Source organism: Sphingorhabdus sp. EL138, assembly GCF_945890115.1.
Lineage (GTDB): Bacteria > Pseudomonadota > Alphaproteobacteria > Sphingomonadales > Sphingomonadaceae > Sphingorhabdus_B.
In genome coordinates this window covers 1-26,329 of sequence record NZ_CAMDCK010000023.1, presented here as the reverse complement: position 1 = coordinate 26,329, position 26,329 = coordinate 1, and the positions used below count along the sequence as shown (strand labels likewise).

Sequence of the window (26,329 nt, the reverse complement as noted above, 5' to 3'; positions counted from 1 at the left end):
CCAGTGGGCCCCGTAACCAAGATAATACCATTGGGTTCCGCCAATGCTTCGCGCAATATCTTAAGGGTCTCGTCGGACATGCCCAACAGATCGAGCGAAATCCCAGCATTTTCATTGTCGAGGATACGCATAACAACGCGCTCACCAGCGCGGCTGGGTAAGGTCGACACGCGCACATCGACCATTTTTCCACCCAGCGTCAGGCCAATGCGGCCATCTTGCGGAATGCGGCGCTCCGCAATGTCGAGACGCGCCATGACCTTGATACGGCTAACGACAACAGGCGCGACATTGGCAGGGAGCCGGAGCCGTTCCTGCAACACGCCGTCGGCGCGCATGCGGATCACAAGGCCCGTTTCATAAGGCTCTATATGAATATCCGAAACACCTTGCCGCACAGCCTCCGCTATGATGCCGTTAATCAGGCGGATAACGGGTGCGTCATCGGCACTGTCGAGCAAGTCATCGACACTTGGCAACATATCGGACAACAGATCGCCGTCATTATGCCCAATCGAACCCGCCATGGCCGCCGCACTGCCGTCCATGGCATAATGGTCGGACAGATAGCGGTCAAAGGTCTGATTATCAGCTATCTCAACATCAAACGGCATCGCTAGATAGCGCCGCACTTCCAGCAGCATAAGCGGATCTGCGCCCTCGCGCATGGCGACGATTAAACGATCATTGCTCTCGTGACGCAAAACCAAACCATGCGCTTTGGCAAAGGCATAAGGCAGGTCCAGCAATGGCGTGATCTGGGCAGTAGTCACCGCTGCGTCAGCATCGGCGCCAATTGCGCCCTGTCGTTCCAACGCGCCTTGCGGATCGGTCATTATTGTCCATCCCCGCTGGGCGTTGATATGGCGCTCGCCGGCACATCTGCGGGTTTGAGCGGACCAGCTGCCGGCGGCCGCGTCAAATTGCCGTCTGCACCGATCATAATGTCGTTCGCCCGAGCATTGGGGTCAGTTGGCGGCAGGGCGCCCATATAGTCGCGCAGCAATTCATCGATGCTCGGCTCCATATCGGGATTACGAACCTTCTGCATGTCGCGCACATAATCATAACGGCGCGCGGTCAATCGATCCCCATCTTCCCGGCTGCGCAAGATGGTAGGCCGGATGAACACCATCAGGTTGGTTTTACTGCGGCTGCGGCTGCGCGACTTGAACAGCTCACCAATCAGGGGAATGTCGCTCAGCAAAGGAATGCGCTCAATCGTTCGGCGCTCGTCATCGTTAAGCAACCCGCCTATCGCCAACAATTGCCCATCACCAACGGTCAAGGTGGTTTCGAATTCGCGTTTGTTAAGGACAAGGTCGTTTGACCGCGAGGACACAGGGCCAGCAACGCTCGACACTTCTTGCTTGAGGAACAACTTCACATCGCCTTGCGCATTGACCTGCGGCGTGACCTCAAGCTTGATGCCGACTTCCTGCCGCTGCACGGTACGGAATGCATTTTCAAAGTTTGCGGACAATTGTTCGCCCGTACTGACGGGTACTTCCTGCCCGACCAGAAACTTCGCCTTTTGATTGTTCAACGTAACGATATGGGGCGTTGCCAAAAGGTTGGATTCTGTGTCGGCTGCAATTGCGTTGATGATTGTACCAAAAATCGCATTGTTACCGATATCAAGCGCAAAGCCGCCAAAGCCACCCGTCGCGCTCAAAATAGATGCCGCAGCGGCCTCTTGCAGGCCGTCACCCAAGGCGCTGCTGGTCCCGGTGGTCGTGGTGTTGCCATTGACGGTGGTGGTCGTGCGCGTCAGCTCCTCGGCCCCAACGGCCCCTGCTATTGTTAGGATATTGGGCGACGCGTTGGAGTAATTGGTCGCTGCAAAGGGTGCGTCCTTGCCCCCGACGAGGAATTGCACGCCAAGTTTTTTGGCCGCTTCATTGCCAATTTCCACCACAATGGCTTCCACCAGAACCTGTTCAGGCCGCGTATCCAATTGCCGGATCAATTCGCCCAAGCTGCGCTGCACGTCGGGATTGGCAGCGACGATGAGGGCATTTGTGCCTTCATAACGCGTCACAACAATAGGCCCGCGTCCACCAATGCTGTTCGTGCCCGTGCCAGACGATGCCGCAACGATGGGCGCTGCCGGAGCAGCCGACGCTCCGTTATTTGCAGGTGCAACCACGGTCGGCATATCGCCGCCCCGCGCGCCACCGCCTTGTCCGCCAATGAGCGATTGGACGGTTTCTAACAAAGTTTCAGCGTTCGCATGCTCAAGCCGGTAGACGCGAATTTCCGATCCTGTTTGCGCGCGGGCATCCAATTGTTTCGCCATTTCAGCAAAGCGCGCCACCGATGTCGGGTCGCCGCGCAGCGCGATTGCGTTGCTGCTGTCGATCGCAGCAATAGATACAGGCGCACGCGCGCCTTCGCCGCCGCCCTGACCAGCCAATCCTTGCAATGCCGTCGCAATTTCACGCGCGCCAGCATTGTCCAGCGTCACAATCTGCGTGGCAGCACTATCACGGTCAATCTGACGGATGAGATCGCGGATGCGGCGGATATTGTCGGCATAATCAGCGACCACAAGGCTGTTTGCGCTGCGGTTCGCCGTCAACGAGCCTTCCCGGCTGATCAAGGGACGAAGCGTTTCCACCGCCGTTGTTGCATCAATCGACCGCAAGCGGAACACTTCGGTTACAAACTGACTGGCAGCCTCGGCCCTGCTCCCAACGCGGGTTGGCTGCGTTGCCGCACCGTCCGAAGGTTGAATGCGATATCCCCCGCCGCGCATGGGAATGGCGACAAGGCCATTTGCGCGCAGCGTGGACAAGAATACTTCAAAATATTCCGAACGCGACAAGGGCCTGTCGGTCACAACCGACACCTTGCCACTGACGCGGCCATCAACGATGAAGGTTTGCCCCGTGACACGCGCGGCGTCTTGCACAAAAGCGCGGATGTCGGCGTCGCGGACGTTCAATGTCTGCTGTGCCGCCGCTGGCGTTGTCAAAACAAGCGTACTGCACGCCAACCATAAGGAGAATTTACGGATCACTATTGTTCCAGATTTAGAGCGATGGGGACCTTTGAACCGCCGCGTTCGACTTCGACGCTAATACGGGATCCGGGTCGGAATTGGGCTATGACATCAGTGGCTGATGAAACGGGACGACCATTGACGGCAACAACAATATCGCCAGCTTGAAATCCGGCGAGCCGAAGTATCGTGCCGTCGTCTTGGGCCTTCAGAACGAGGCCAGTTACCCTGCCCCCTTCGTTACGCGGCGCAAAGCCAATGGCCTTTTGCAGCGTTTGGGCATTCAGCCCGCCGGTCGCGGACGCAGCGGGTGTGGCCTGCGGCGCAGCTCCGGAGGGGCTAACGGTTTCCGCAGGAACCGACTGATCCAGATAGAGCGATTCCTTCACCCCGCCACGTGACAATATCACATGGTCAAAAGCAACGGCATCCAAAGTCACGCCAGGTGCAACTTCTTCACCGACCGCAAAACTATTTTGGATACCGTCCTCGCCGGCAATGATGGCGGAACCGCCGCCCGAGCTTTCATTTGCGCGCACGCCAAACAAAACAAGGTTTAAGGACGTTACATTTTGTGCGGACGTGGAAGGCGCCTCAGTGCGATAAAAGGGATCAAAGCCTTTAAAGAGCGCTAGCCGAGCCGATGGCGCAATAACATTGACCGATGGGGCGCGCCATCCGGCAAGCGGACCAACCGGTGTTATGATTACCCAAAAAAGCCGCGTTATCTGAAACGCCAAAAGGATAGCAATCAGGACGATGAATATGTTGCCAAATGGGCGCAACGTCAGCGCGCGTGATTGCACCCTAACCCTTTCAACCCATGATCCTGCCACAAAACCCCCTTGGCGATTCCGCCCGTTGAAGCGGGACTAAGACCCCATTGTGACTTAAAAGTGAATTTAAAATGACAGTTTCATGACGATTCATACACGCGTTTACATGCTACGCAAAACAACGGCGGCACGTTGATAACAACATGCCGCCGTAAATTAGGCGTCTAAAAAATCGTTAGAAGTTTATTTCGACGCCGATTGATGCACTTATACCCTGCTTATAGCGGTTGTAGAAAATGACATTTTTACCGCTTTCTTGCCGTTCCTGATAAATTGTGTTCGTCAGGTTACGCACTTCAAACTTCAACTCGGCCTCTTTTCCACCAAGCTTGAAGCCTTCGCGGGCAACAAAATCCAACTGAATACCCGGGCGTTCCTTGATGTCGGGTTGTCCTGAAGCACCGCGACTGGTGACCCGGTCAGTTGCGTAAGTCAGCAAGATTGTCTGCTGCGACAGACGCTCAGTATCTTCCAACCCAAGTTGTAGATTGACCAGATGATCAGCCTGCCCCGTTAATGCCGAACCGTCCCTGAAGAAGTCCAGCGCGCTGGTGGACGACGCATTAAACACGCCAACTGTATCACCAGCCTTCACACTGATTTTTGATTGGGTGTAGGTGTAATTCGCGATAGCCACAACGCGGCGGGTTGAGAAGAAACCCTCTTCACCTAAGCCTGACAGGTCGAAATATTTCTGCGTTTCGATTTCCACACCGTACAAATTGGCCTTCGGTGCATTCGCAAAGCTGGTAACGACCGAGTTGGCATCAAAACTTGAGAACGACTCGATCGGCTTATTGATACGCTTGAAGAAACCAGCAATCGTGAACCGTTGCTCCCGATCAAAATACCATTCATACCGCGCTTCAGCGTTGTACAACTGGCTGTCAGTCAATAACGGGTTTCCGCGGAAAAGACGGTTGGAATCGGTGTCATAGAAATTCTGGAAAATCAGTTCGCGGAATTGCGGACGGGCAATTGTCTTTGAACCGCTTACACGGAACTTCATCTGGTCGTTAATGTCCCACGTCACCGTCGCAGCGGGCAGCCAATAGGCCCGATTTAGACTGGTGGAAGCCAAAGACGCTGTCGGCACCGTGAAAACCTGAACCGGCGAAACTGTTTGCTCGGCCTTTTCATAACGCACGCCCATATTGAGGCTGATTTCCGGCGTGATAAACGCCTGAACTTGGCCATAAGCGCCGTGCGTAAGCAATGCAGATTCAAAAACTGGGTTGGCTTCGTTAGTATCGATCAGCGCGATGTTATAGAAATTGATGACATCGGGTTGCAGCAAAAAGTCAGGCCGAAAGAGTGCCGAAGTCACTGGCGTGCCGCCCGGAGCTACAAACTGAAAATCGCGGCGCTCGGTACGTCGGACCGTGTCAGAATAGGCATAGCCAACCGTACCGGTCATATCTGGCGTGATCTTGAACGACAGATCGGCGCTTCCCGACCAGAGGTCCTCACTGAGGTCAGAATAACTCACCTCAGCGCTGCCCTGCTGACCGTTGTTCAGGCGGTTGATGAACACCGCGCCAAATGGATCAGACGCCTGATTGCTGCGATAATATTCAAAGCTCAGTTCGTCCGGCGCTTCACGCTTCGAATTGGCGTATCCGGCACGGAAGCTGAAGTTCACATCAGGTGATAGCTTGAATTCGCCAACAAGTTGCGAGTTAATCAACTGCCGTTCAAACCAGGCAGTATCCTGTTGCAGCAATGTCGCAGTTGGCGATGTCGCTTGACGTGTACCAATTCCCAACCGCGCTTGTTTCAAGGTGTCGCGGATGAACAGGTTGGTCCAACGCACCTTTTGTTCACCAGCTTCGACACCAAAACCGAGAAGGCCGTTAACAACCAGACGGTTGTCCGTTATAACCTTCTGGAAATCTGTTTCTTTTTCACTCAGATCGCGGGTCGAAGCAGTTTGCTGCAACGTGTCCCGTGTACGCCACTTGTTATTATAACCGGCGTTGAACAAGATACCCATGGTTGCATCGTCACCAATTTCGAAATTGGTGCCACCCGTAATATTTGCCGAGCCATTTGCAGGAAGTTTAGTGTCGCGTTGCACGACAGCATTGCGTCCTGTTACCAACTGGCCTGCGATAGCCTTCGTGTCTACACCGCCGGCGCTGATGCGCTTACCACTGGCAAGATAACCGGCAAGCGCTGGCGCAAGATTACGGTTCCCATTGTCAAAGCCACTCCAATCCATTGAGCTGCCATAATATGTATAGCCAAGCTGATTGGTTGTTTCGCTGTTGCCGCTGGCGTCCGCACTCACCGTCAGAAATGTTTCGCGCGGAATAGCCTTGGTAGTGAGGTTGATTACACCGCCGCCGAATTCGCCAGGGAAGTTCGCGGAATAGGTTTTCTGCACAAGCGAAGAAGCAATGACGCTTGTCGGGAACAGATCAAGGGGAACAACGCGTTTCAGCGGTTCAGGGCTCGGCAATGGCGAACCGTTCAGCAATGCCAAAGAGTAACGATCGCCCAAACCACGCACATAGACGAAGCCGCCGCCAACGACGCTTAAGCCGGTTACGCGCGAAAGAGCGCCAGCGATATCGCCCTCACCCGTCCGTTCAATATCTGCGGATGACAGAACCGACACAACCTGCGCTGCATTTTTTGAGATATTGCGATCCAGATATCCGCGGACAACGATTTCTTCACCACCGAAGGAGACATCAACTTCCTCTTCCACCGGTTGATCCGCGGTGTCCGTGGCTGCGCCTTCTGGCGTTGGTTCTGCTGCTTCGGCTGCCGCAGGCTCAGCGCTTTGCGCGAATGCCATCGATGGCGAAACAAGTGCGGACGTTAAAAGCAACAGGCTGATTGCCCCCAATGGCTTCAACATTTTCATTCCCTTTTTATGATGTAAAAATGGGGTGGGGTGCCCGGCCAAGCCTGCACCCCACCCCAATCAATGACTGCCTATCAATAGGTAGGGAGTGAGGTGCAAAGACCAGTTACACTGGTACCAAGCGCAGCGGTAGCACTGTTACAAGTCCAACCGGCGTACCATGTGTCATTCGCATCTTTCACCGCACCAATGTAGGTTGTGGTATCAAAATAGGATGCAATGGTCTTGGCGTCGAAAGCTGTTACCGCAGCTTCAGTGGCACCATTGATGAACAATAATGACAGGCTTGGAGTGTACGCGCTGTTATTGTTGTTCGCGCCCGAACCAAAGAGGGTGCTTACCTGCGCGGCGGTTACAGAGTTTGAACCAACGAACGGTGTCGCTGAGCATTGCATGACCACTGAACGGAACACTGGCGCGCCAGCTTCGTCAATTGCTGCATTCACTGTTGTCGACGCAGTTTGCGCTCGGCTGATACGCAAGCATGAGGCCGATGGGCTAACAACCACACCGTTGAACATGCTGTAATCCGTACCACCACGCAAGAACATGGCAGCTCCGTTGCCGACGTTGTTGCGCTGGATAAAGGTGAAGTTCGAAAGGCGTGTATTCTGGCGCGGAATGTTGCCGTCCAGATCATTGTCCGTATCAGCTTCAATCATCGAGTCACCAGCATTTGGACGCTGGACTGCCAATACATATTGGAAGTTGGCCTTTACACCCATGTCAGTGTCTAGGTTATCATCGTCCGCGCCAATCGACACGAAATACTTCATGTTGACGTTGCCGCCGAAGAATTCTGCGCCATCATCAGAGCTGTTGAACGACTGGATGTTGTTCAGAACAGTAGCTGAGCCGGTGCCGCCAGTTGTTAAGGACTGAAGTTCCGAGTTACCCGAGAGCACGAAGCCCGAGAAACGGATCTGCACAAAGCTCATCTGACCGCTGTTATCGTTGGCGGTAGCGCCACCGTAAAGTGCGGGATCAACGGCGCCTTCTACCTGACGCTCACAAGCAACCGTGCCTGGCGCAGCATTAGGTGCAGCACAGTCGGTAACGGGCGCACGTCCATTGAGAACGACACCACCCCATTGACCGATCGAGCTATCCGAGTTCAAACCAATGACGTTATCACGACTTGTAAAAATAATTGGAAGGGCTGCAGTCCCAACCGCGCTAATGCGGTGGCCGCGGTTAACGTTCAACCAAGCAACACCAGTACCACCAAAAATCGTTACGCCTGGCGCGATGCTTAATGTCACTGTAGCCGCTGCTTCAGCGGTAGAACTGGCAAGGGGCGTCGGGCCTCTGTCCGTACCAACATCAACGCGACCACCAAGGCGATATAGCAGTCCGGTTACCTTCGGCAAAGTTGAGCTCGCCGTCAAACGCGCTGGCAATGTGCAAACACGATATGTGCCTGTTGGGCCAGTGATCGTGCCATCGTCGGTCAGCTGAACTGGGTTACCAATCGTGGGGCAGCCGGTTGCAGCCGTTACGGTTGCTGGTGGCGGTGGTGGCGGTGGCGGTGGCGGAGGTGGAGCAGGGTTGTTGATGGTGATGTTACCACCGGTGCCTGGCGACGCGATATCGTCTGCGCCACAACCAGTTACAAGGACGGCTGCTGCTGTCGCATATACGATCCCGCGCAATTTAGGGTCAAACATTCTTAATCTCCGCAACAAAAATGACATGCCCGATTATAGGCAGATGCAACGGACCAGCGACGAATCAACTTGAGGCCCCACCCGTTGACGGCACCGTATGTAGGAGCCGCCAATGACAGACCTGTGCGTATTACATTGCATTTAGAAGAATAATTTGCGTCAAAAATATGACACCCTGCGGGTAACCTCATTGCTCATAGCATGTTTTCGCACAAACGAAAAAAGCGAGCCTGCACGGCTCGCCTTTTATAACGTTTATTTATGTAAACTTTAGTGGCCGCGACTTAGCGCGTCGCTACACGCCGTTGCAGATTGGCGTACGCCGCGCGTGCGGCAACCTTGGAATCCATCACGCGGCCATCAGCTAAAACCAATTCCACGCTTTCACGCACCTGCATCGCGGCTTTGAAATACCCCGCTGCTTGCTCGGTCATCCCCATCCGCGCGTAAGCGCGTCCAAGATTAAGTAGTTTTGCAGGGTCATGCTTGCTAACCTGTTCGCTCGTAATGATTTGGGAGATCGCCCGTGCATTATCGCCGCGCATCAGTGCCTCATATCCAATCGAACCTTTCGGATATGAAATTTCGCCGGTTGCTTCCGACTTAGCCTGTGCTGCAACTGAAATAGTCCCGGCGACCAAAGCGCCCAACAACAATATTTTCATAGCGTTTCTCCTTTTCCTCCCTTCAATATTACACTTTGATGACACTAGTGCAACATTAATGTCATAAAAGTGTAATTATTGGAATTAGGCTCGGAATTGGGCGCTGTGCAGCAGAAATATTTTAGCCACAAAACTTTTGCAAAAGTGGCGCAATAACCGCATCAAACAGCCACGCACCCTCCCTAGTGACCCGTCCTGAAAACATGCTCAGGGAAGGTAAAAACATGCGTAAAATATCAGCAATGCTTTTGGCGGGAGTGGCCTTTGGTTCGGTGCCTGCTATGGCTCAACAGGCAAACACGGCTGCTGCAGTCGACTCGGACGAAGCTGAAATTGTTGTGTTCGGAAAAGGCGAAACACGTCAGGTACAAGAACTCTCAAGCAAGGAGCTTTTAATCCTTGCCCCTGGAACAAGCCCATTAAAGGCAATCGAGAAACTCCCCAGCGTCAATTTTCAGTCCGCTGACCCATTTGGAACCTATGAATGGTCAAGCCGCGTATCGATCCGCGGGTTCAACCAGAACCAGCTTGGCTACACGCTCGATGGGATCCCGCTGGGTGATTCCTCTTACGGAAACAACAACGGCCTCCACATCGGCCGCGCGATCATTTCGGACAATATCGGCGTAACCAGAGTGTCGCAGGGTTCTGGTTCAATCGGAACGCAAGCCACAAACAACCTTGGCGGCACGCTTGAATTCTTCTCCGCAGATAACAGCGACGGCTTTGGCGTCGACGCCAACCTGACTTATGGTTCGGAAAACACAATGCGCGCCTTTGGCCGCGTCAATTTTGGAGAAGCGGGCGGCGTTCGCGGCTTCGTCTCCGGCGTGTATCACAATGCCGAAAAGTGGAAAGGCAGCGGAGATCAGCGCAACACGCAAATGAACGCCAAGGCGATTATCCCTGTCGGCGAAGCTGAATTTGACGCCTATTTTTCTTATTCAGACCGTTCCGAGAAAGATTATCATGACCTCTCGCTGGAAATGATCAAACGCCTTGGTTATGACCATGACAATTATTTCCCTAATTATGCCAAGGCAATTGCTGCGGCGCGTGGCGTATTTGTGGCCCCAATCAACAATCTCGATGACAGCTATTATGATGCTTCGGGCTTACGTAAAGATACGCTTGGTGCTCTTGGCTTGACCACTCCATTGACCGATGCCGTCACGTTTAAGGTCAAGGCTTATTATCACAAAAACGAAGGCCAAGGGACGTGGGGCACGCCTTATGTTGCGAGCCCGAATGGCGTTCCCATGTCCGCACGGACAACCGAATATGATATTCGGCGCGGCGGTGTATTCAGCTCGCTAAATGCCGAAGTTGGCAATCATGAGATCACCGTTGGCGGCTGGTATGAGCATAATGATTTCACGCACGCCCGGCGTTTTTATGCCTATGAAAGCAACACCACAGCAGGTCTTGATCACAGCAAGTTCTTGCGCAACCCATTCCGCACGCAGTGGCTGTTCGATTTCAACACGGATACGCTGCAATATTATGTGCAGGACAAAATCAGCTTTGGCGATTTGACCGTCAATCTTGGGTGGAAGGGTTTTCAAGTCAACAATGAAGCCAACCCGCGCATTCAAGGAACACTGGCAGCCGGTAAGATCAAATCGCAAGATTGGTTCCAACCGCATGTTGGTGCCGCGTATAAGTTGAACGACAAAGCCGAAATCTTCGGTGGGTTCACACAAGTTACGCGTGCGTTCATATCGTCCGCGACGAGCGGACCGTTCGCCACAACGCAAGCTGGGTTCGATGCCCTTGTTGCGCGCGGACTGAAGCCAGAAGGTTCAGACACCTTCGAACTTGGTGCGCGATATAATGACAATGTCTTTAACGGCGTTATCGGCGTGTATTACGTCAATTTCCGTAACCGTCTGTTGGGCGTGTCAACGGGCGCGGGCATCGTTGGCAACCCTGCCATTCTGCAAAACGTTGGTAATGTACGTTCCATTGGTTTTGAAGCAGCCGGCGACGTTCGCTTGGGTGGCGGCATGACCTTGTTCGCGTCCTACAGCTACACGGGCGCGACCTATGAGGACAATGTCATCACGCCCACGGCCACAATCGCCATTAAGGGCAAGGATGTTGTGGATACGCCAAAGCATCTGCTGCGCGGCGAAGTTGCTTATGACAGCGATACGTTCTTCGGGCGCGTCGGTGCCAATTATATGAGCAAGCGTTACTTTACATATCTCAATGATAAATCGGTCCCCGCACGCGTGCTGGTCGATGCAACATTGGGCTATCGCTTTGACGCTGGAATGCGCGTTCCGCTTGAGCTGCAATTGAATGCTGTCAATCTGCTCGACAAACCATATGTCTCAACCATTGGTTCAAACGGTTTCGGCAATAGCGGCGATAACCAAACATTGCTGGCCGGTTCACCGCAGCAGTTCTTTGTAACCTTGAAAGCTGGCTTCTGATGAAGTCTGCTATGCTGATCGGCAGCGCGCTCCTCGTGAGTGCGCTGCCGTCGGCGGCTTCGGCGGAACCGGTGCTGCTGATTTCCATCGACGGGTTACAACCCGATGATGTCATTGAAGCGGAAAAACGCGGGATCGATATCCCGAATCTTAAACGCTTCATCACGCAAGGCAGCTATGCCCAAGGCGTGCGCGGCGTTCTGCCTACGGTAACGTACCCAAGCCACGCGACGCTGATCACAGGTGTCAGCCCATCGCGGCATGGCATATTCGGCAACAACAGCTTCGATCCCCTGCAAATCAACCAAGGCGGTTGGTATTGGTACGCCAGCGATTTTAAGGTTCCAACCTTGTGGGATGTCGCCGCAAAGGCAGGATTGACCACCGCAAATGTGCATTGGCCGGTTAGCGTCAACGCCAGCGCGGTAAAATGGAATATCCCGCAAATCTGGCGCACGGGTCATGCGGATGATGCAAAGCTGATGAAGTCGCTTGCCACTCCGGGTTTGATCGAATCGTTGGAAACCCAGCTAGGCGAATATGCCCCCGGTATCGACGAAAGCATTACCGGCGATGAAACCCGTGGCAAGTTTGCCACCGCGCTCATCACGCGCGAAAAACCGTATTTTACGACCGTCTATTTGACTGCGCTCGACCATGAACAGCATGAGAAAGGCCCAGACACGGCGGCTGCGCATGCGGTGCTTAAACGGATTGACGCCGTCGTCGGCAAGATCATCGCGGCACAAATGGCCGCACAGCCTGACAGCTTCATCGCCGTTGTTTCCGACCATGGCTTTTCAAAGGTTGATACTGAGGTAAACCTGTATCGGGCATTCATTGACGCAGGCTTGATTGTCCTCGACGTCAATGGCAAAATCAAAGATTGGGAAGCCAGTCCATGGAACTCGGGCGGATCGTCAGCTATTGTTTTAAAGCGACCATCCGACCCAGCGTTACGCGCACGCGTTTCAGGACTTTTGGCACAGTTAAAAGCTGACCCTAAGAACGGCATAGCCGAGATAGCCGCCGAATCGAAAGTCGCTGAGTATGGCGCGAATCCTCAGGCAAGCTTTTACGTCGGCTTTGCGCCCAATGCTTATGCTGGCAGCTTCAAAGGCGCTGCCGCGCCTTTGATAAGTCCGTCGGCCAGTAAAGGTACGCACGGCTATTTTCCTGACAAACCCTTCATGCGGTCAAGCTTCATGATAATGGGCAAAGGCATTCAAAAAGGACGCAATTTGGGCGAAATCGACATGCGCGCGATTGCCCCTACCCTTGCAAAGGCGATGGGACTGACGCTTCCGGATGCAGAGGTTCCCGCCATCAAGTAACTGCGTCGATATTAGGTCGATGGCAAGAAAACTGTCATCGATCTGCAACGCACCTGACCCATCGGGCAGCTACCCCAAATACATCTGATGGGGGTAAAAACAGATGAAACATACAGCATTTAGCGATACTGGCACAATCAACACGCCACGCCTGGAACATGATGACAAGCGGCCCAAGCTGCCATCATGGTTCGATAAGCCGGAGCCGCGAAGCTTTCAGCCAAAGATGAAAATGCGCACTATTTGGATATCCGACGTGCACCTTGGTACGGCCGGTTGTCAGGCGGGTTTGCTGAGCGATTTTCTGCATTCGGTTGAGTGCGACACGCTCTATCTGGTCGGCGACATTGTTGACGGTTGGCGCTTGCGTAAGGGCTGGTATTGGCCGGACCAACATAATGAGGTTATTCGCCGCGTGTTAAAAATGGCGCATCGCGGCACCCGCGTCATTTACATTCCCGGCAACCATGACGAGATGTTCCGTGACTATGCAGGCCTCAGCTTTGGGGGCGTCGAGGTGCAGTTGGAGGCGATCCACACCACTGCTGACGGGCGCAATTTGCTTGTAACGCATGGCGATGCTTTTGACGGCATTGTCCTATATGCCCGTTGGCTCGCCTTTCTGGGTGACCAGGCTTATACATTGCTGTTGAGGGCCAATATTGTGCTCAACGCCGTGCGACGCAGGTTCAACTTGCCTTATTGGTCGCTATCATCTTACCTGAAAAAGCGCGTTAAAAATGCCGTGCAATATATTGGGCAATATGAAGAAGTTGTTGCACGCGAAGCGTTGCAGCGTGGCGTGGAAGGTGTGGTCTGCGGTCATATCCATTGCGCCGAGATTCGCCAATTTGGTTCGATAACCTACTATAATGACGGTGATTGGGTTGAAAGCTGCACCGCGTTGGCGGAAGCCAAGGATGGCACAATGTCCATCATCGACTGGGCAGCGCACGTACGGGATCGCGCCGCGAAGCAAGGGGCCGTCGCAGCATGAGGCTGGCCATCGCGACGGACGCCTGGGCACCACAAGTCAACGGCGTAGTGCGCACTTTAACCGAAACGATAAGCCGCTTGAAATCGCGCGGACATGCGGTTGAGGTTGTCGCACCTGACAGGTTCACGACGATTCCCTGCCCCGGCTATCCTGAAATCCGATTAGCGCTTGCACCGCGTTTCGGTGTGCGTAAGGCGCTAGGAGCGTTCAGCCCCGACATCGTCCATATCTCAACCGAAGGCCCCATCGGATGGAGCGCGCGCGCTTGGTGTTTAAAGCACAACGTGCCTTTCACAACGGCTTTTCATACCCGGTTTCCCGAATATGTCGCCGCACGGACGCGACTATCGCCAGACTTCATCTGGCCCATCATGCGTAAATTCCATAAAGGGTCACGCGCGATCTTGACGGCGACACAAAGCCTGCGGGACGAGCTGGAAAGCCGCGGCATACAGCCTACACAGCTTTGGTCGCGTGGAATTGATCATGCCGTGTTCCATCCGGCCCAGCCCGACCATCCAAGTCTGACGCATCTTAATAAGCCGATATTGTTGTCGGTCGGAAGAGTGGCGATAGAAAAGAATCTGGAGGCCTTTCTTAACGCCGATGTCCCGGGAACAAAGGTCATCGTTGGGGACGGCCCTGCCCGCGCGCATCTTCAGGCGCGATATCCAGACGCCGTTTTTCTCGGTACACGTCATGGCACGGAGCTGGCTAGTATTTATGCTTCTGCCGATGTTTTCGTATTTCCCAGCAAAACTGACACCTTCGGCCTTGTCATGCTTGAGGCACTCGCAACTGGCGTTCCGGTGGCCGGTTATCCGGTTCAGGGCCCACTGGACATTATCGGGGCCGAGGGTTGCGGACCACAGGGTATGTTAGACCGCGCAATTGGTTGCCTTAAGCCCGATCTGGCCGAGGCGATCAACGGCGCGCTGTCGCTTGATCGCGCCGATGCTGCAGATTATGGGGCCCAATTTTGCTGGGACACATGCACGAGCCAATTTCTGAACGGCATTACGAGAGCCAATAATTCAGGCGCGCTAGCCGCGTAAGCCATTGGCGATCAATGCAGGGCGGTTCCGTAATGACTTCGGAGCCATGCTTTGGGGGTATGCTCTATCAGTTAGGTTGGACACACCGAACTAACAAAGGGAGGATTCGCAGGCAGTGTGTCCGAATAGCTAACAGCAAAAAGCCATCATTGTTCCCGCAGGATGTGCATCAACTGGCCTATTGGCCGTTCGCAATGCAGAACAGATGCGCGCGCGGTAACGCGCATGCCACATTGGACGATAGCTCCGTCGATATGTCCGACTAAAGCGAAAAATTACACATCACAGGAAGAAAATGGTCGGGGAGACAGGATTCGAACCTGCGACCCTCTGGTCCCAAACCAGATGCGCTACCAGGCTGCGCTACTCCCCGACATGGGATCACTGGTATAACAATGTCCGCGCGGCTGGCTGCCTGCCAACATCGCGATGCGAAGCTGGTGGGCCCGGAGGGACTCGAACCCCCGACCTAGCCGTTATGAGCGGCCAGCTCTAACCAACTGAGCTACAGGCCCTGACCGGCTCGCCAACTACCTGCGCGCCGATAGCCGAACTTTGGGAGAATGCGCAAGTCTTTATCTTACATAACAGGCGCAATTTGGTCGGCGATCTTGTTTTCGTTCATTCCCAGCGGTCAGTTACCTCCAATGATCGCGCGATAAACGCGATTCCGATCGCGCGAAAGCATCAATTTGGAGGCGTTACACTATGGGACAATTGCAATGCGGCATAATTATATTATAAGCATGGGGCAGAATAGAAATGGAAATTACCAAATCATGGCTAATACGAACCTTGATGCGATAGATATGAAGCTTTTGGCCGAATTGCAGGCCGACGGTCGCATAACTAATGTTGAGCTCGCCACCAAGGTCGGTCTGACCGCCCCCCCCTGTTTGCGCCGTATGCGTGCGCTTGAGCAATCGGGTACAATCAAATCCTATCATGCCGATGTGGACGCAAGCGCGTTGGGCTACACCATTACCGTTTTCGCCATGGTTAGCCTAAAAAGCCAGGCTGAGGATGACCTAAAGGCGTTTGAACAACATGTCCGCGCATTACCTGATGTGCGTGAGTGCCACATGCTCAATGGAGAGATTGACTTTATTTTGAAGATTGTAGCCCGCGATCTTCAGTCATTTCAGGAATTTCTAACCTCAAAACTGACGTCCGCACCCAATGTGAGCAGTGTCAAAACATCGCTGACCATCCGCACGGCCAAAGACGAGCCCGGCGTCCCTATTTCCCAGGCATAAAAAAGGACCCGATTGCGCAGGCCCCTTTTTACCTTATCTGACCAAATCTCAGGTGACTGGCGCAGCCGCAATTGGCGCTGCTGCTGCTTTTTCCCGGTGGTTAATGAACGCCACCCAATATTCGGCAATTGCCTTACGGTTTGCACTCGTGACCATATCAAAGTCAGCCTTCGCGCTCGCATAATCGCCAAGCATCGTCTTTGACATGGCAAGACGGAAACGTGTGCGGTCGGTCTGGTCGCCGCCATCCTTGTCGAGAACGGGTGCTTTACTCAACGCCGATTCATACAGTTCCTTCGCGGTCTTGTAATCCTTGTGCGAAAAGAAAGAGTCGCCGGTAAGCGAGGCCAACATGCCCTTCGGACTAGCTTTGGCGGGCGCGATTGTGCCGGCCAAGGTGCGCGTGTCTTCCGCGAGACGCGCCTTCGCTTCGTTATACCGTTCGCTGAACGTCACATTATTGCGCGAGATCAAACCCTTGGCGAAGCCTTCGTCCAGCACGGAAACCGCTTCTGCCGGGTAACGCACGCCGATATAACTCAGGCTGTCGAGATAACCGGCATATTCCTGCTGAAACCGAATGCCATCGGTGACGCGCATTAACCGCATGATATCGAGCGTTTCTTCGGGATTGAAGTCACGCGAGCGGTCAAAAAACGCCAACGCATCATGCCAATAATCCGGGTTATTTTCCGCTATTATCAGGTCTTTATAAAAATTAGCCGCACCGGCGTAGTTCTTCGCCTTGGCCGACAGGATGGCAGCACGCACGAGATAGGTCTTGTTCACTGAACCCGTGGCCTTGCTGGCATCAATAGCCTTGCCAATCCATGCGACCGCGTCTGCATCCTTGTTTTGCTGCGACATCGCGTTGGAAATCAAAAATTCGATGTTGTTGGCGCGGTGCCCCAAATTATAGGCGTCGATCATATTTTTTTCGGCATCCGCAAATCTCTTGCCATCATAGGCAATGGCCCCCTTACGAAACGTGTATTCCCTCTTCAAATCGGCAGGGGTTGATGCCGATGCAATCAACAAATCGATGCCCTGCTCTTGAAATGCCAGGTCCTTTGACACCGCGCCGATGTTAATGGCCAATATGCCCGCTTCGTAACGGTCATCATCATTGCCAATGGCGGCAACAACCTTTGGAAATTCTGCCTTAGCAGCAACAGGGTCCTTGGTTTTGTTTAATAAATCCGCCACCGGCACATAAGCGGCGATGAAAGGTTTGGAGTAATTTTTCTTTGGCGCTGCAGCCGCTTCCTTACCCTTTTTTTCCTTCTTTGGCTTTTCATCGGACTGCGCAAAGGCGTCAGGCGCAGCTGATACCGCTACCAATGACAAAGCGAGGGCAAATTTTGAAACCAGTTTCATGTAACTCTCCGCAAATTATTAAGCCTTGGGCCGTCTAAAACTTGGTTTATAGGACCATGCTATCGTCTGTGCAATTGCCATAGCGCCATTGCGTGAATTCCCGTTGAACGAACCGGAGCAAAAAACAAGTGGGTGAAAGCAGTGCAATGATTATTGGCGCGCGCGGTGGCATTGGAGCCGCGCTGGCGGATGTTTTGGAACAAGATCCAAATTATGCGCAGGTCATCCGGCTTCATCGAGCGAGCGCCCCGCTTTTGGATATAACGGACGAGGCCAGTATTGCGGCAGCAGCCGCTTCTCTGACCGGTACACATCCTCCTATAAGCATGGTCATTGTTGCGACTGGATTGCTACATTCGACCCAAAAAGGTCCGGAGAAGGGCCTTCGCGAGCTTGATCCGGACTGGATGATGGAAAACTTCCGCATCAACGCGGTCGGGCCTGCACTGGTCGCCAAGCACTTCCTGCCTATCATGGCCAAGCAAGGCCCGATTTGCTTTGCGGCCTTGTCCGCGCGGGTGGGCAGTATATCCGACAATCGCTTAGGTGGATGGCACAGCTACCGTGCATCAAAATCCGCGCTCAATATGTTGATCCGCAATATCGCTATCGAATGGCAGCGCAAAAATCCGCAATCCATTGTCGTCGGCCTACATCCCGGCACCGTCGAGACGGCGCTCAGCGCCCCGTTCAAGGGCAATCCCGCGCATGAACGCTTCACCCCTGCCCGCGCGGCTGGAGACATGCTCAATGTGCTCCATGGACTGAAACCGGAACAAAGCGGGCAAATTTTTGCCTATGACGGAAGCTTGGTCACGCCCTAACCGCCGCCAAGGTGTCAATCTGTGGATAAGCTGGTGAAAAAAGCGCGATTAGGGCAGTCGCATGTGGCCATTTCTGCACGTTAGGTCTAGGGTCCCTATATTATAAGATTATAAGGATTATCGCGGCGTGACCGACGACACAGTTACCTTGGACCCATCGGACATTTCACCCGTCGACATTGTCGATGAAATGAAGTCGAGCTATCTCGATTATGCGATGTCGGTCATTGTATCGCGCGCCCTGCCCGATGTGCGCGACGGTTTAAAGCCGGTTCACCGCCGGATTTTGTTCGCTAGCCAAGAAGGCGGCTTTGTCGCCGGGCGGCCCTATCGCAAATCGGCGAAGATCGTCGGCGATGTTATGGGCAATTATCACCCGCATGGCGACAGCGCGATTTACGACGCGCTGGCGCGGATGACTCAAGATTGGTCAATGCGCGTGCCGTTGATTGATGGTCAGGGTAACTTTGGTTCGATGGACCCCGATCCGCCCGCATCGATGCGTTATACCGAGGCGCGGTTGAACAAAGTTGCAAACGCGCTTTTGGACGATCTCGATAAGGATACGGTCGATTTCCAGCCCAATTATGACGGCAGTCGGGAAGAGCCACAGGTTTTGCCCGCGCGCTTCCCGAACCTGTTGGTCAATGGCGCTGGCGGTATTGCCGTCGGCATGGCGACCAACATTCCGCCGCACAATCTGGGCGAAGTGATCAAGGCATGCTTGGCCTATATCGATAATCCGGCGATTACGATTGACGAACTCATCGAAATTGTCCCCGCCCCTGATTTTCCTACAGGCCCGCTGATCCTTGGCACGGGCGGTGCACGTGCGGCCTATCGTGAAGGCAAGGGCTCCATCATGCAGCGCGCGCGGCATGAAATTGAAGAAGGAAAAGGCGACCGCCGCTCTATCGTCCTCACCAGCATACCGTTTCAGGTCGGTAAATCCGGCCTTGTAGAGAAAATCGCCGAAGCGGCGAAGGATAAGCGGATTGAGGGCGTGTCTGACATTCGCGATGAATCGAGTCGTAAAGGCGTGCGTATCGTCATCGATTTAAAGCGGGATGCGACCACTGACGTTGTCCTCAACCAATTGTGGCGCCACACGCAGGCGCAATCGAGCTTCCCCGCTAATATGCTCGCCATTCGTGGCGGTCGGCCCGAAGTCTTGAACCTGCGCGACATCATCGAATCCTTCATTCGTTTCCGCGAAGAAGTGATCACCCGCCGCACGAAGTTTGAGCTCAATAAGGCCCGCGAACGCGCGCATTTGTTGCTTGGCCTTGTCGTTGCGGTTACCAATTTGGACGAAGTCGTGCGGATCATTCGGGGTTCCGCCAGCCCCGCCGAAGCGCGTGCGGCATTGATTGCGCGCAAATGGCCAATCGCCGAAATCGCGTCTTACATCAAATTGGTGGAAGCGGTCGAAACCGAGATTACTGGCGATAGCTATCAATTGTCGGAGCCGCAGGTTCGCGCCATTCTCGAGTTGCGTTTGCATCGCCTGACCGCGCTTGGCCGTGACGAAATTGGCAAAGAGCTTCAGGGTCTTGCAGAAAGCATCGCAGAATATCTCGCAATCTTGGGCGACCGCGTAAAGCTATATGCTGTTCTACGCGAGGAACTCGTTGCGATTGACGCAGAATTCTCCACCCCGCGCCTGTGCGAAATCACCGCAAGCTGGGATGGCTTGGACGATGAAGACCTTATGGAGCGTGAGGAAATGGTCGTTACCGTCACCCATGGCGGTTACATCAAACGCACTGCCTTGGCGATATTCCGCGCGCAGAATCGGGGTGGCAAGGGCCGCGCGGGTATGGCGACCAAAGATGAGGATGCCGTTACCGAATTGTTCGTAACCAGCACGCACACGCCCGTATTATTCTTCTCCAACATCGGTAAGGTTTATCGCCTGAAGGTTTGGAAACTGCCCGAAGGTGGACCGTCCACACGCGGTCGGCCTATGGTCAACTTGCTGCCACTGGGCGAAGGCGAAGTCATATCCAATGTTTTGACCTTGCCTGAGGATGAAGCCGAATGGGGCGGCCTGAGCGTCGTATTTGCGACATCAAAGGGCTATGCCCGCCGCAATAGCATGGACGCCTTTGCAAATGTCCCAAGCAATGGCAAAATCGCCATGAAGTTCGAAGGCGAAGACGCAGACGATAAGCTGATTGGCGTGGAACTGTTAAGCGCAGAGGATGATGTCCTTCTCGCAAGCCGCTATGGTAAGGCCATCCGCTTTGCGGCTGACGACATTCGCGAATTCCAAAGCCGCGCGTCGACTGGCGTGCGCGCCATGAAGTTGGCGAAAGGCGATGAGGTTATGTCGCTATCGATCCTCAAACGCGTCGGTACATTACCAGAAGAGCGCGAGGATTATCTTCGCTTTGCGCCGTGGAAGCCGGAGAAGGAAGGCGAGCCGATGATTTCTGCCGAACGCATCGCGGAAATGTCGGAGCGTGAACAGTTCATCCTGACGGTGTGCGCCAATGGCTATGGCAAATTGTCATCCGCTTACGCCTATCGCCGTACGGGTCGCGGCGGGCAAGGCATAACCAATATCGACAATATCGACCGCAACGGTCCCGTCGTGGCCAGCTTCCCCGCGACAAAGGGCGATCAGTTGATGCTTGTCACCGATCAGGCAAAGCTCATCCGCATGCCGCTCGACAGCTTGCGCGTTTTGGGTCGCGGAACCGCTGGCGTGCGCTTGTTCAATGTTGGCGACAATGAACAAGTGGTCGGCGCTGCCAAGATTAACGAGAGCGATGACGATGATGCAGACGCCTCCATTCAGAGCGGAGCCGAAGGCGAAGCTGCGATCACCGATGCACCAATAGCGGAATAGCCTAATCTACAGTCATCTCGGATCAATGCTGCGTCACCCTGAACTTGTTTCAGGGTCCATCGTGCAGCACGACCAGAGTCAGAATGGAGACATAGACCCTGAAACAAGTTCAGGGTGACGTTATGAGGGGTGACGCCCAATTCAGTCGCGCTCTTCACCTTCGGCAAAATGCCCGCGCTTTACGAATGTCTGCGCTACGCCAACCGCAATCATCAGCACGCCGAAATAATAGAGATACCAGATGGCTATGCCCGTCATCGTCGATCCAGCTAACGGTCCAAGCTCCGCGAAGATCAGCAAGTCGGAAACCACGAACAATATCGCACCCAAACCGACGCGGTAACGCGGAAAATTGCTGCTCCATGCCATGGCCGCCATCGCGGCGAGGATGACGCTATAGGCCGCCACCTGAATGCCTTCGTCTTGGGTGGGCGGAAGGAAATAGGCAATGACAGGCGTGGCCAAAAATATTGTGGCCGCCAGCAACTTTTGGTTGAACGCCGGTTTGACCCGCCGGTGACGGAAATAGATGACCATCGCCACCGCATGTCCGGCGGCAAAGGCCAAGGCCCCAGCGACCATGCTGAGTTCAATCAACCCGTCACCCAGTGCATAAAATGCGAGCATTATCGCCAGCAGGATAAATTCGCCTTGATGATGGCGAATCAGCGCGAATGGCACCAGCAGCCCGACCGCAGCCATTTTCCAGATGATGGCGTATATTCCCCCGTCAATCGGCAGGAGCAGCCACGTCGCTGGAAAGCTGATCCCTGCAATCAAGCTGCCGAGCAAATACGGGCGTTTATGTGCAAGATCCTGAGCCATCTTGCGATGCATCGTGCAAACACCCGCGCAAGACAAGCGTAATATGACCAATCATATTGTCCGCGGTCAGCCCCGGTCCGCCGCGTACGCCAATATCACCATGCAGCCATACCGCTATGCTCGCCGCGTCAAACACCGGCACGCCTTGTGCCACCAACCCGCAAATCAGGCCAGTGAGCACATCCCCCGATCCGGCAGTTGCGAGCCAAGGTGACGCATGGCGATTCACCAACGCGCGGCCATCAGGCGCAGCAATCCAAGTTTCGGATCCTTTAAGCAGCACAACGCATTGCGCCCGATCCGCCGCCCTGCGCGCGGCCTCCGCAGTGTTATCAGTCGATATGTCCGGGAAAAGCCGACGGAACTCACCCATATGCGGCGTCATCACGCCATGCGGGCCTGTTGCGCCGAACAACGTCGCGGGATCATGCTCAAAAGCCGTTAATGCGTCAGCATCAAGTATAGTCGGGACATTCAGGCTCAGGATCTGGAGGACAGCCTGCCGTGCCGATGGCCCTGCGCCAGGACCAATGGCAAAGGCGGTAACGCGATCATCAACGCAGGCCAAGGACATATCCGTTTCGCGCAACATGATAGCGGTCACATGGGCGGCGTGTTCCGTCAGCGCCGCACTGTCGCCAATCAGCGTAACAAGGCCAGCGCCCACCGCCAATGCCGCCTGTGCAGATAGCCGCGAAGCGCCAGTGTGCAAGACTGGCCCACTCCACAGCATCGCGTGCCCACGGCTATATTTGTGCGCGTCAGAAGGCGGTGGAAGCAGCGTTGGGCGCAAGATTGTTCCGTCGCCCGAAGAGTTCAATGTAAATCCCATGTCCCATCTTGGCGCTTTTGCCTGTGCAGCGCCAAAGATTTTTGATAGCCGCGCGTTCATGACCAAAAAACATGATGTCCAGATTATCGGTGGCGGCCTCGCAGGCTGCGAAGCAGCGTGGCAATTGGCACAGCGCGGGGTACGCGTGCGGCTGTCGGAAATGCGCGGATCGGGGGATATGACGCCAGCACATCAAACCGATGGTCTGGCAGAATTGGTATGTTCCAACAGCTTTCGGTCGGACGATGCCGAAAACAATGCCGTTGGCCTTTTGCATCAGGAAATGCGCGATTTGGGTTCGCTGATCATGCAGGCGGCCGAAGTCGCCAAGGTACCAGCCGGTTCCGCACTTGCCGTGGATCGCGACGTATTTTCAGAAACCGTCACAAAGCATCTCGAAAACAACAGCAACATCGAAATCGTGCGCGAACGTGTGGACGCCATTCCAACTGATCGGCCCGTAATTATCGCAACTGGCCCGCTGACGGCGACAAATCTCGCCGAAAGCATCATGGCGAAAACCGGTGAGGACCGCCTTGCTTTCTTCGATGCGATTGCGCCCATTGTCTATCATGACAGCATCGACATGGACATTGCGTGGTATGCCTCGCGCTGGGACAAGGGCGAAGGCAAGGATTATATCAATTGCCCAATGGACGAGGCGCAATATCGCGCCTTTCACCAAGGTCTGCTGGACTCGGAGAAAGCGGAGTTCAAGGAATGGGAGACCAACACGCCTTATTTCGAAGGCTGTATGCCCATTGAGGTCATGGCATCGCGCGGGTTAGACACGTTGCGCTTTGGTCCCATGAAGCCTGTCGGCCTCGACAACCCTAGAACGGGCCGTTGGGCCCATGCCGTGGTGCAATTACGGCAGGACAATAAACAGGGCACGTTGTGGAACATGGTCGGGTTTCAAACAAAGATGAAGCACAAAGCGCAAATTGAATTGCTCCGCATGATCCCGGGTCTTGAAAAGGCTGAGTTTGCGCGGCTTGGTGGGTTGCACCGCAACACCTTCATCCGCGCCCCCATATTGTTGGACCGGCAGCTTCGGTTAAAATCCGCCCCGCATATTCGCTTTGCTGGGCAAATTACGGGCTGCGAAGGCTATGTGGAAAGCAGCGCCGTAGGTTTGATGGCCGGTATTATGACGGCAGCGGAATTGGCCGGTCGCACGGTTACGGCGCCACCATCCACCACCGCGCTTGGTGCATTGCTTGGCCATATCACCGGCGATGCAATGGCCGACGATTATCAACCGATGAACATCAATTTCGGCCTGTTCGCACCGCTCGATGAAAAAGTGCATAAGAAATCGCGCAAAGCCGCGATGACCGGCAGGGCGCGGACAGATTTAAACAGCTGGATTACCGCCCAAGCCGTCGCGGCTTAGGGTCAGGACCTAGCAACGACATTCTGGTTTTGCCGGTGTCTTGGGTCGGGTCCGGGCAAATTCCTTGCGCGTCAAAAGCTGATCTTTGTTCCCATCGGCGCTCGCAAAGCGCTGGCCCGTGGCAGCCGCCCATTCCTCAAATGTCAGCAGATTATTGCCATCGGTATCCAGCGTCTTGAATGCCTTCGTCCGGCTGCCCATCATTTCAAGGCGAGAGACAAGTTCATCCCTGTTGCGGTCATAACGGTTGAAACGCACTTCCTCACGGCTTGCTTTTGGCGCCTCCGGCGGGGTGGGCGGCGCGGGGCCAACGGTAGGCGCATCCGCCCCTGCTTCAGGCAGCTTGTCGGATATGACTGCGGGCGGTGGCGGCGCGGGGATAAGCGACGGCTGATTAGCCATGCTCTGCCAGACCAATAGTCCGCCGCCCGCCATGAATAAGGCAGCAACGCCGCCGATCAACATACGCTGCATTGCAACCATCTCCTTATTAATGTCTCGCAAGCAGAACTTATACCCAAATACCTGTTAAAGCATGTAAAATTAATCTTGGCCCTGACGCCGTCCGCACGGACATGGTCAAAATGGACAATGGACGTAATGCCCGCGCCTTTGGCAACGGCGCATGTGGCATATTGCAATCTGCAACGCGTTCGGGAAACGCAATCCGCAAGGCTTCAAGCGCCCAGATCCGTCCAATGGGTCGCATATCCTGCAATGTGCCCATCCAACCCGCATAGGTCAGAAAAATCGCCTCTGCGCGCAATTCGGCATGGACGTCGACAAGCTCTTGGCCGAACCGCTCATTGCCCAGCAGATGCTCCCACGCCGAAGCCAGCGCCTCAAGCGCGCTTAACGGAATATACTCGCCCACTTCGTTTAGCGCTTGCAGCAATGGCTCCCCTTTCGGTCGCGCCTCAGCTGGGCTGGCAAAAGCTTCGCGCCACCACGCCATCTTGATTTGCGCGATCATCGGCTCGCGCGCATTGCGCAATATCTCGGCAAAGCGGTTGTCGATTTGCAGAAGCAACGCAAAAGCAGACCGAACGTCTGACGGCGCATAAGCAATTGCCAGCCGGGTGGGCGGGGGCAATTCCAAAACAGCGTCCGTCGTCATGTGCGCGCTTTATGCGCAGCAAAGCTATCAATGGCTTTCAATAACCAGCGCCAAGATAATCTGGTCACCGGGTGATTAGACCCCAAGCGTTCTACGAACGCCAGCCACAATCTTGTCCGCGTTTACCAGCATCGCCTTCTCCAGATTTGCCGCATAAGGCATAGGCACGTCTTCGTTGGTGATGCGCAAAACGGGTGCGTCCAAATCGTCGAAGCCCTCTTCCATGCAGATCGCCAGAATTTCGCTGCTAACCGAACAAGTTGGCCAGCCCTCTTCGGCAACGACCAAGCGATTGGTTTTTGCAAGGCTTGCCAAAACCGTCGCCTTGTCGAGCGGACGAAGGGTGCGCAGGTCAATAACCTCAGCGCTGATGCCGTCTTCGGCCAGCCTGTCCGCCGCCTCAAGCGAGAGGCCAACGCCAATGGAGTAACTGACGATAGTAACGTCCTTGCCCTCACGCACAACCCGCGCTTTGCCAATGGGTAACACATGATCGTCGCCCACTGGAACGTCGTAGGTGCGGCCATAAAGCAGTTCATTTTCTAGGAATATGACCGGGTCTTCGCAACGAATGGCGGCTTTCAACAATCCCTTCGCGTCGGCGGCGTCATAAGGCGCAATAACAATGAGGCCGGGCACGCTGGCATACCAAGGTGCATAATTCTGGCTGTGCTGTGCCCCGACGCGCGCTGCGGCACCATTGGGACCACGAAACACGATGGGACAACGCATTTGGCCGCCGGACATATAATTGGTCTTCGCCGCCGAGTTGATGATGTGGTCAATCGCCTGCATGGCAAAGTTAAAGGTCATGAATTCAATGATGGGCCTTAAGCCCCCCATTGCAGCCCCTGTACCAACGCCAGCAAACCCATATTCCGTGATCGGCGTATCAATGACCCGCCGCGCGCCAAATTCGTCGAGCAGGCCTTGCGTGACCTTATAGGCCCCTTGATATTCTGCGACTTCCTCACCCATCA

20 protein-coding genes and 2 tRNA genes are annotated in these 26,329 nt (G+C 54.6%); 8 read left to right on the top strand and 14 right to left on the bottom strand.

The window, feature by feature from the left end; translation table 11 throughout:
- The 6 genes from Q0O07_RS10355 to Q0O07_RS10330 form a co-directional block, all read right to left on the bottom strand.
- Window positions 1-836: GspE/PulE family protein (locus tag Q0O07_RS10355; protein ID WP_295493297.1), on the bottom strand; the 836-nt coding region annotated here is incomplete at its 3' end.
- On the bottom strand, window positions 836-3,019 hold the full coding sequence (gene gspD / locus Q0O07_RS10350) for a type II secretion system secretin GspD (RefSeq protein WP_295493299.1): 2,184 nt from the start codon (window positions 3,017-3,019) through the stop codon (window positions 836-838). The genes Q0O07_RS10355 and gspD, both read right to left, overlap by 1 nt.
- Window positions 3,020-3,021: 2 nt before the next feature.
- Window positions 3,022-3,810, bottom strand: coding sequence for a type II secretion system protein N (locus Q0O07_RS10345; RefSeq protein ID WP_295493295.1), 789 nt, complete (start codon window positions 3,808-3,810; stop codon window positions 3,022-3,024).
- 205 nt (window positions 3,811-4,015) lie between these two features.
- Window positions 4,016-6,706, bottom strand: a complete 2,691-nt coding sequence (locus tag Q0O07_RS10340) for a TonB-dependent receptor (RefSeq protein WP_295493293.1) — start codon at window positions 6,704-6,706, stop codon at window positions 4,016-4,018.
- 80 nt (window positions 6,707-6,786) lie between these two features.
- Window positions 6,787-8,379 (bottom strand): hypothetical protein, encoded by a 1,593-nt coding sequence (locus tag Q0O07_RS10335; RefSeq protein WP_295493291.1) that lies wholly within the window; start codon window positions 8,377-8,379, stop codon window positions 6,787-6,789.
- A 284-nt stretch (window positions 8,380-8,663) separates the two neighbouring features.
- The gene (locus Q0O07_RS10330) at window positions 8,664-9,044 is read right to left on the bottom strand and encodes a tetratricopeptide repeat protein (protein WP_295493289.1); all 381 of its coding nucleotides are present in this window, start codon (window positions 9,042-9,044) and stop codon (window positions 8,664-8,666) included.
- A gap of 224 nt (window positions 9,045-9,268) precedes the next feature.
- Here Q0O07_RS10330 and Q0O07_RS10325 point away from each other — a divergent pair, with 224 nt between their 5' ends.
- From Q0O07_RS10325 to Q0O07_RS10310, 4 genes are all read left to right on the top strand, one after another.
- Window positions 9,269-11,482 carry a TonB-dependent receptor gene (locus Q0O07_RS10325; protein ID WP_295493287.1) on the top strand — a complete coding sequence of 738 codons (2,214 nt, stop codon included), beginning with the start codon at window positions 9,269-9,271 and terminating at the stop codon, window positions 11,480-11,482.
- Entirely contained in the window at window positions 11,482-12,816 is a 1,335-nt protein-coding gene (locus Q0O07_RS10320; protein ID WP_295493285.1) for an alkaline phosphatase family protein, read from the top strand. The genes Q0O07_RS10325 and Q0O07_RS10320 overlap by 1 nt, the downstream gene beginning before the upstream one ends.
- Before the next feature lie 103 nt (window positions 12,817-12,919).
- Entirely contained in the window at window positions 12,920-13,813 is an 894-nt protein-coding gene (locus Q0O07_RS10315) for a UDP-2,3-diacylglucosamine diphosphatase (RefSeq protein ID WP_295493282.1), read from the top strand.
- On the top strand, window positions 13,810-14,868 hold the full coding sequence (locus Q0O07_RS10310; RefSeq protein ID WP_295493281.1) for a glycosyltransferase family 1 protein: 1,059 nt from the start codon (window positions 13,810-13,812) through the stop codon (window positions 14,866-14,868). The genes Q0O07_RS10315 and Q0O07_RS10310 overlap by 4 nt, the downstream gene beginning before the upstream one ends.
- A 296-nt stretch (window positions 14,869-15,164) precedes the next feature.
- On the opposite strand, the gene Q0O07_RS10305 is transcribed toward Q0O07_RS10310, so the two are convergent.
- Window positions 15,165-15,241: transfer RNA gene (locus Q0O07_RS10305), tRNA-Pro, on the bottom strand.
- 65 nt (window positions 15,242-15,306) lie between these two features.
- Window positions 15,307-15,383: transfer RNA gene (locus tag Q0O07_RS10300), tRNA-Ile, on the bottom strand.
- A 264-nt stretch (window positions 15,384-15,647) separates the two neighbouring features.
- Between Q0O07_RS10300 and Q0O07_RS10295 the strand changes: the two genes are divergently transcribed.
- A complete protein-coding gene (locus Q0O07_RS10295) occupies window positions 15,648-16,124 on the top strand; it encodes an Lrp/AsnC family transcriptional regulator (protein WP_295493279.1) in 477 nt (158 codons plus the stop codon).
- A gap of 48 nt (window positions 16,125-16,172) precedes the next feature.
- Here Q0O07_RS10295 and Q0O07_RS10290 read toward each other — a convergent pair whose 3' ends face one another.
- Window positions 16,173-17,501: a hypothetical protein gene (locus Q0O07_RS10290; protein WP_295493276.1), complete on the bottom strand. Its 1,329-nt coding sequence runs from the start codon at window positions 17,499-17,501 to the stop codon at window positions 16,173-16,175.
- 146 nt (window positions 17,502-17,647) lie between these two features.
- Here Q0O07_RS10290 and Q0O07_RS10285 point away from each other — a divergent pair, with 146 nt between their 5' ends.
- Together Q0O07_RS10285 and gyrA are read left to right on the top strand one after the other, a co-directional pair.
- A complete protein-coding gene (locus Q0O07_RS10285; RefSeq protein WP_295493274.1) occupies window positions 17,648-18,325 on the top strand; it encodes an SDR family NAD(P)-dependent oxidoreductase in 678 nt (225 codons plus the stop codon).
- 127 nt (window positions 18,326-18,452) lie between these two features.
- Complete coding sequence (gyrA, locus tag Q0O07_RS10280) at window positions 18,453-21,179, top strand: DNA gyrase subunit A (RefSeq protein ID WP_295493271.1); 2,727 nt, start codon at window positions 18,453-18,455, stop codon at window positions 21,177-21,179.
- A gap of 141 nt (window positions 21,180-21,320) precedes the next feature.
- On the opposite strand, the gene Q0O07_RS10275 is transcribed toward gyrA, so the two are convergent.
- Both Q0O07_RS10275 and Q0O07_RS10270 read right to left on the bottom strand, forming a co-directional pair.
- Window positions 21,321-22,004 (bottom strand): lysoplasmalogenase family protein, encoded by a 684-nt coding sequence (locus Q0O07_RS10275; RefSeq protein WP_295493269.1) that lies wholly within the window; start codon window positions 22,002-22,004, stop codon window positions 21,321-21,323.
- Window positions 21,982-22,836, bottom strand: coding sequence for an NAD(P)H-hydrate dehydratase (locus Q0O07_RS10270; RefSeq protein ID WP_295493267.1), 855 nt, complete (start codon window positions 22,834-22,836; stop codon window positions 21,982-21,984). Before Q0O07_RS10270 ends, Q0O07_RS10275 begins: the two co-directional genes overlap by 23 nt.
- Window positions 22,837-22,894: 58 nt before the next feature.
- On the opposite strand from Q0O07_RS10270, the gene trmFO reads away from it, so the two are divergent.
- The gene (gene trmFO, locus Q0O07_RS10265) at window positions 22,895-24,232 is read left to right on the top strand and encodes a methylenetetrahydrofolate--tRNA-(uracil(54)-C(5))-methyltransferase (FADH(2)-oxidizing) TrmFO (RefSeq protein WP_295493264.1); all 1,338 of its coding nucleotides are present in this window, start codon (window positions 22,895-22,897) and stop codon (window positions 24,230-24,232) included.
- 9 nt (window positions 24,233-24,241) lie between these two features.
- Here trmFO and Q0O07_RS10260 read toward each other — a convergent pair whose 3' ends face one another.
- The 3 genes from Q0O07_RS10260 to Q0O07_RS10250 all read right to left on the bottom strand — a co-directional run.
- Window positions 24,242-24,706: a hypothetical protein gene (locus Q0O07_RS10260; protein WP_295493262.1), complete on the bottom strand. Its 465-nt coding sequence runs from the start codon at window positions 24,704-24,706 to the stop codon at window positions 24,242-24,244.
- A 37-nt stretch (window positions 24,707-24,743) separates the two neighbouring features.
- On the bottom strand, window positions 24,744-25,349 hold the full coding sequence (locus tag Q0O07_RS10255) for a squalene/phytoene synthase family protein (RefSeq protein ID WP_295493260.1): 606 nt from the start codon (window positions 25,347-25,349) through the stop codon (window positions 24,744-24,746).
- A gap of 75 nt (window positions 25,350-25,424) precedes the next feature.
- On the bottom strand, window positions 25,425-26,329 hold a 905-nt coding region (locus Q0O07_RS10250; RefSeq protein ID WP_295493258.1), incomplete at its 5' end, for a pyruvate dehydrogenase complex E1 component subunit beta.

Coding starts and splice junctions, on each gene's coding strand:
- Q0O07_RS10270 (WP_295493267.1), bottom strand. CDS start 22,836: ATGGGATTTACATTGAACTCTTCGGGCGACGGAACAATCTTGCGCCCA.
- Q0O07_RS10295 (WP_295493279.1), top strand. CDS start 15,648: ATGGCTAATACGAACCTTGATGCGATAGATATGAAGCTTTTGGCCGAA.
- Q0O07_RS10340 (WP_295493293.1), bottom strand. CDS start 6,706: ATGTTGAAGCCATTGGGGGCAATCAGCCTGTTGCTTTTAACGTCCGCA.
- Q0O07_RS10335 (WP_295493291.1), bottom strand. CDS start 8,379: ATGTTTGACCCTAAATTGCGCGGGATCGTATATGCGACAGCAGCAGCC.
- Q0O07_RS10260 (WP_295493262.1), bottom strand. CDS start 24,706: ATGCAGCGTATGTTGATCGGCGGCGTTGCTGCCTTATTCATGGCGGGC.
- Q0O07_RS10275 (WP_295493269.1), bottom strand. CDS start 22,004: ATGGCTCAGGATCTTGCACATAAACGCCCGTATTTGCTCGGCAGCTTG.
- Q0O07_RS10255 (WP_295493260.1), bottom strand. CDS start 25,349: ATGACGACGGACGCTGTTTTGGAATTGCCCCCGCCCACCCGGCTGGCA.
- Q0O07_RS10285 (WP_295493274.1), top strand. CDS start 17,648: ATGATTATTGGCGCGCGCGGTGGCATTGGAGCCGCGCTGGCGGATGTT.
- trmFO (WP_295493264.1), top strand. CDS start 22,895: ATGACCAAAAAACATGATGTCCAGATTATCGGTGGCGGCCTCGCAGGC.
- Q0O07_RS10315 (WP_295493282.1), top strand. CDS start 12,920: ATGAAACATACAGCATTTAGCGATACTGGCACAATCAACACGCCACGC.
- Q0O07_RS10330 (WP_295493289.1), bottom strand. CDS start 9,044: ATGAAAATATTGTTGTTGGGCGCTTTGGTCGCCGGGACTATTTCAGTT.
- Q0O07_RS10325 (WP_295493287.1), top strand. CDS start 9,269: ATGCGTAAAATATCAGCAATGCTTTTGGCGGGAGTGGCCTTTGGTTCG.
- Q0O07_RS10290 (WP_295493276.1), bottom strand. CDS start 17,501: ATGAAACTGGTTTCAAAATTTGCCCTCGCTTTGTCATTGGTAGCGGTA.
- Q0O07_RS10310 (WP_295493281.1), top strand. CDS start 13,810: ATGAGGCTGGCCATCGCGACGGACGCCTGGGCACCACAAGTCAACGGC.
- Q0O07_RS10320 (WP_295493285.1), top strand. CDS start 11,482: ATGAAGTCTGCTATGCTGATCGGCAGCGCGCTCCTCGTGAGTGCGCTG.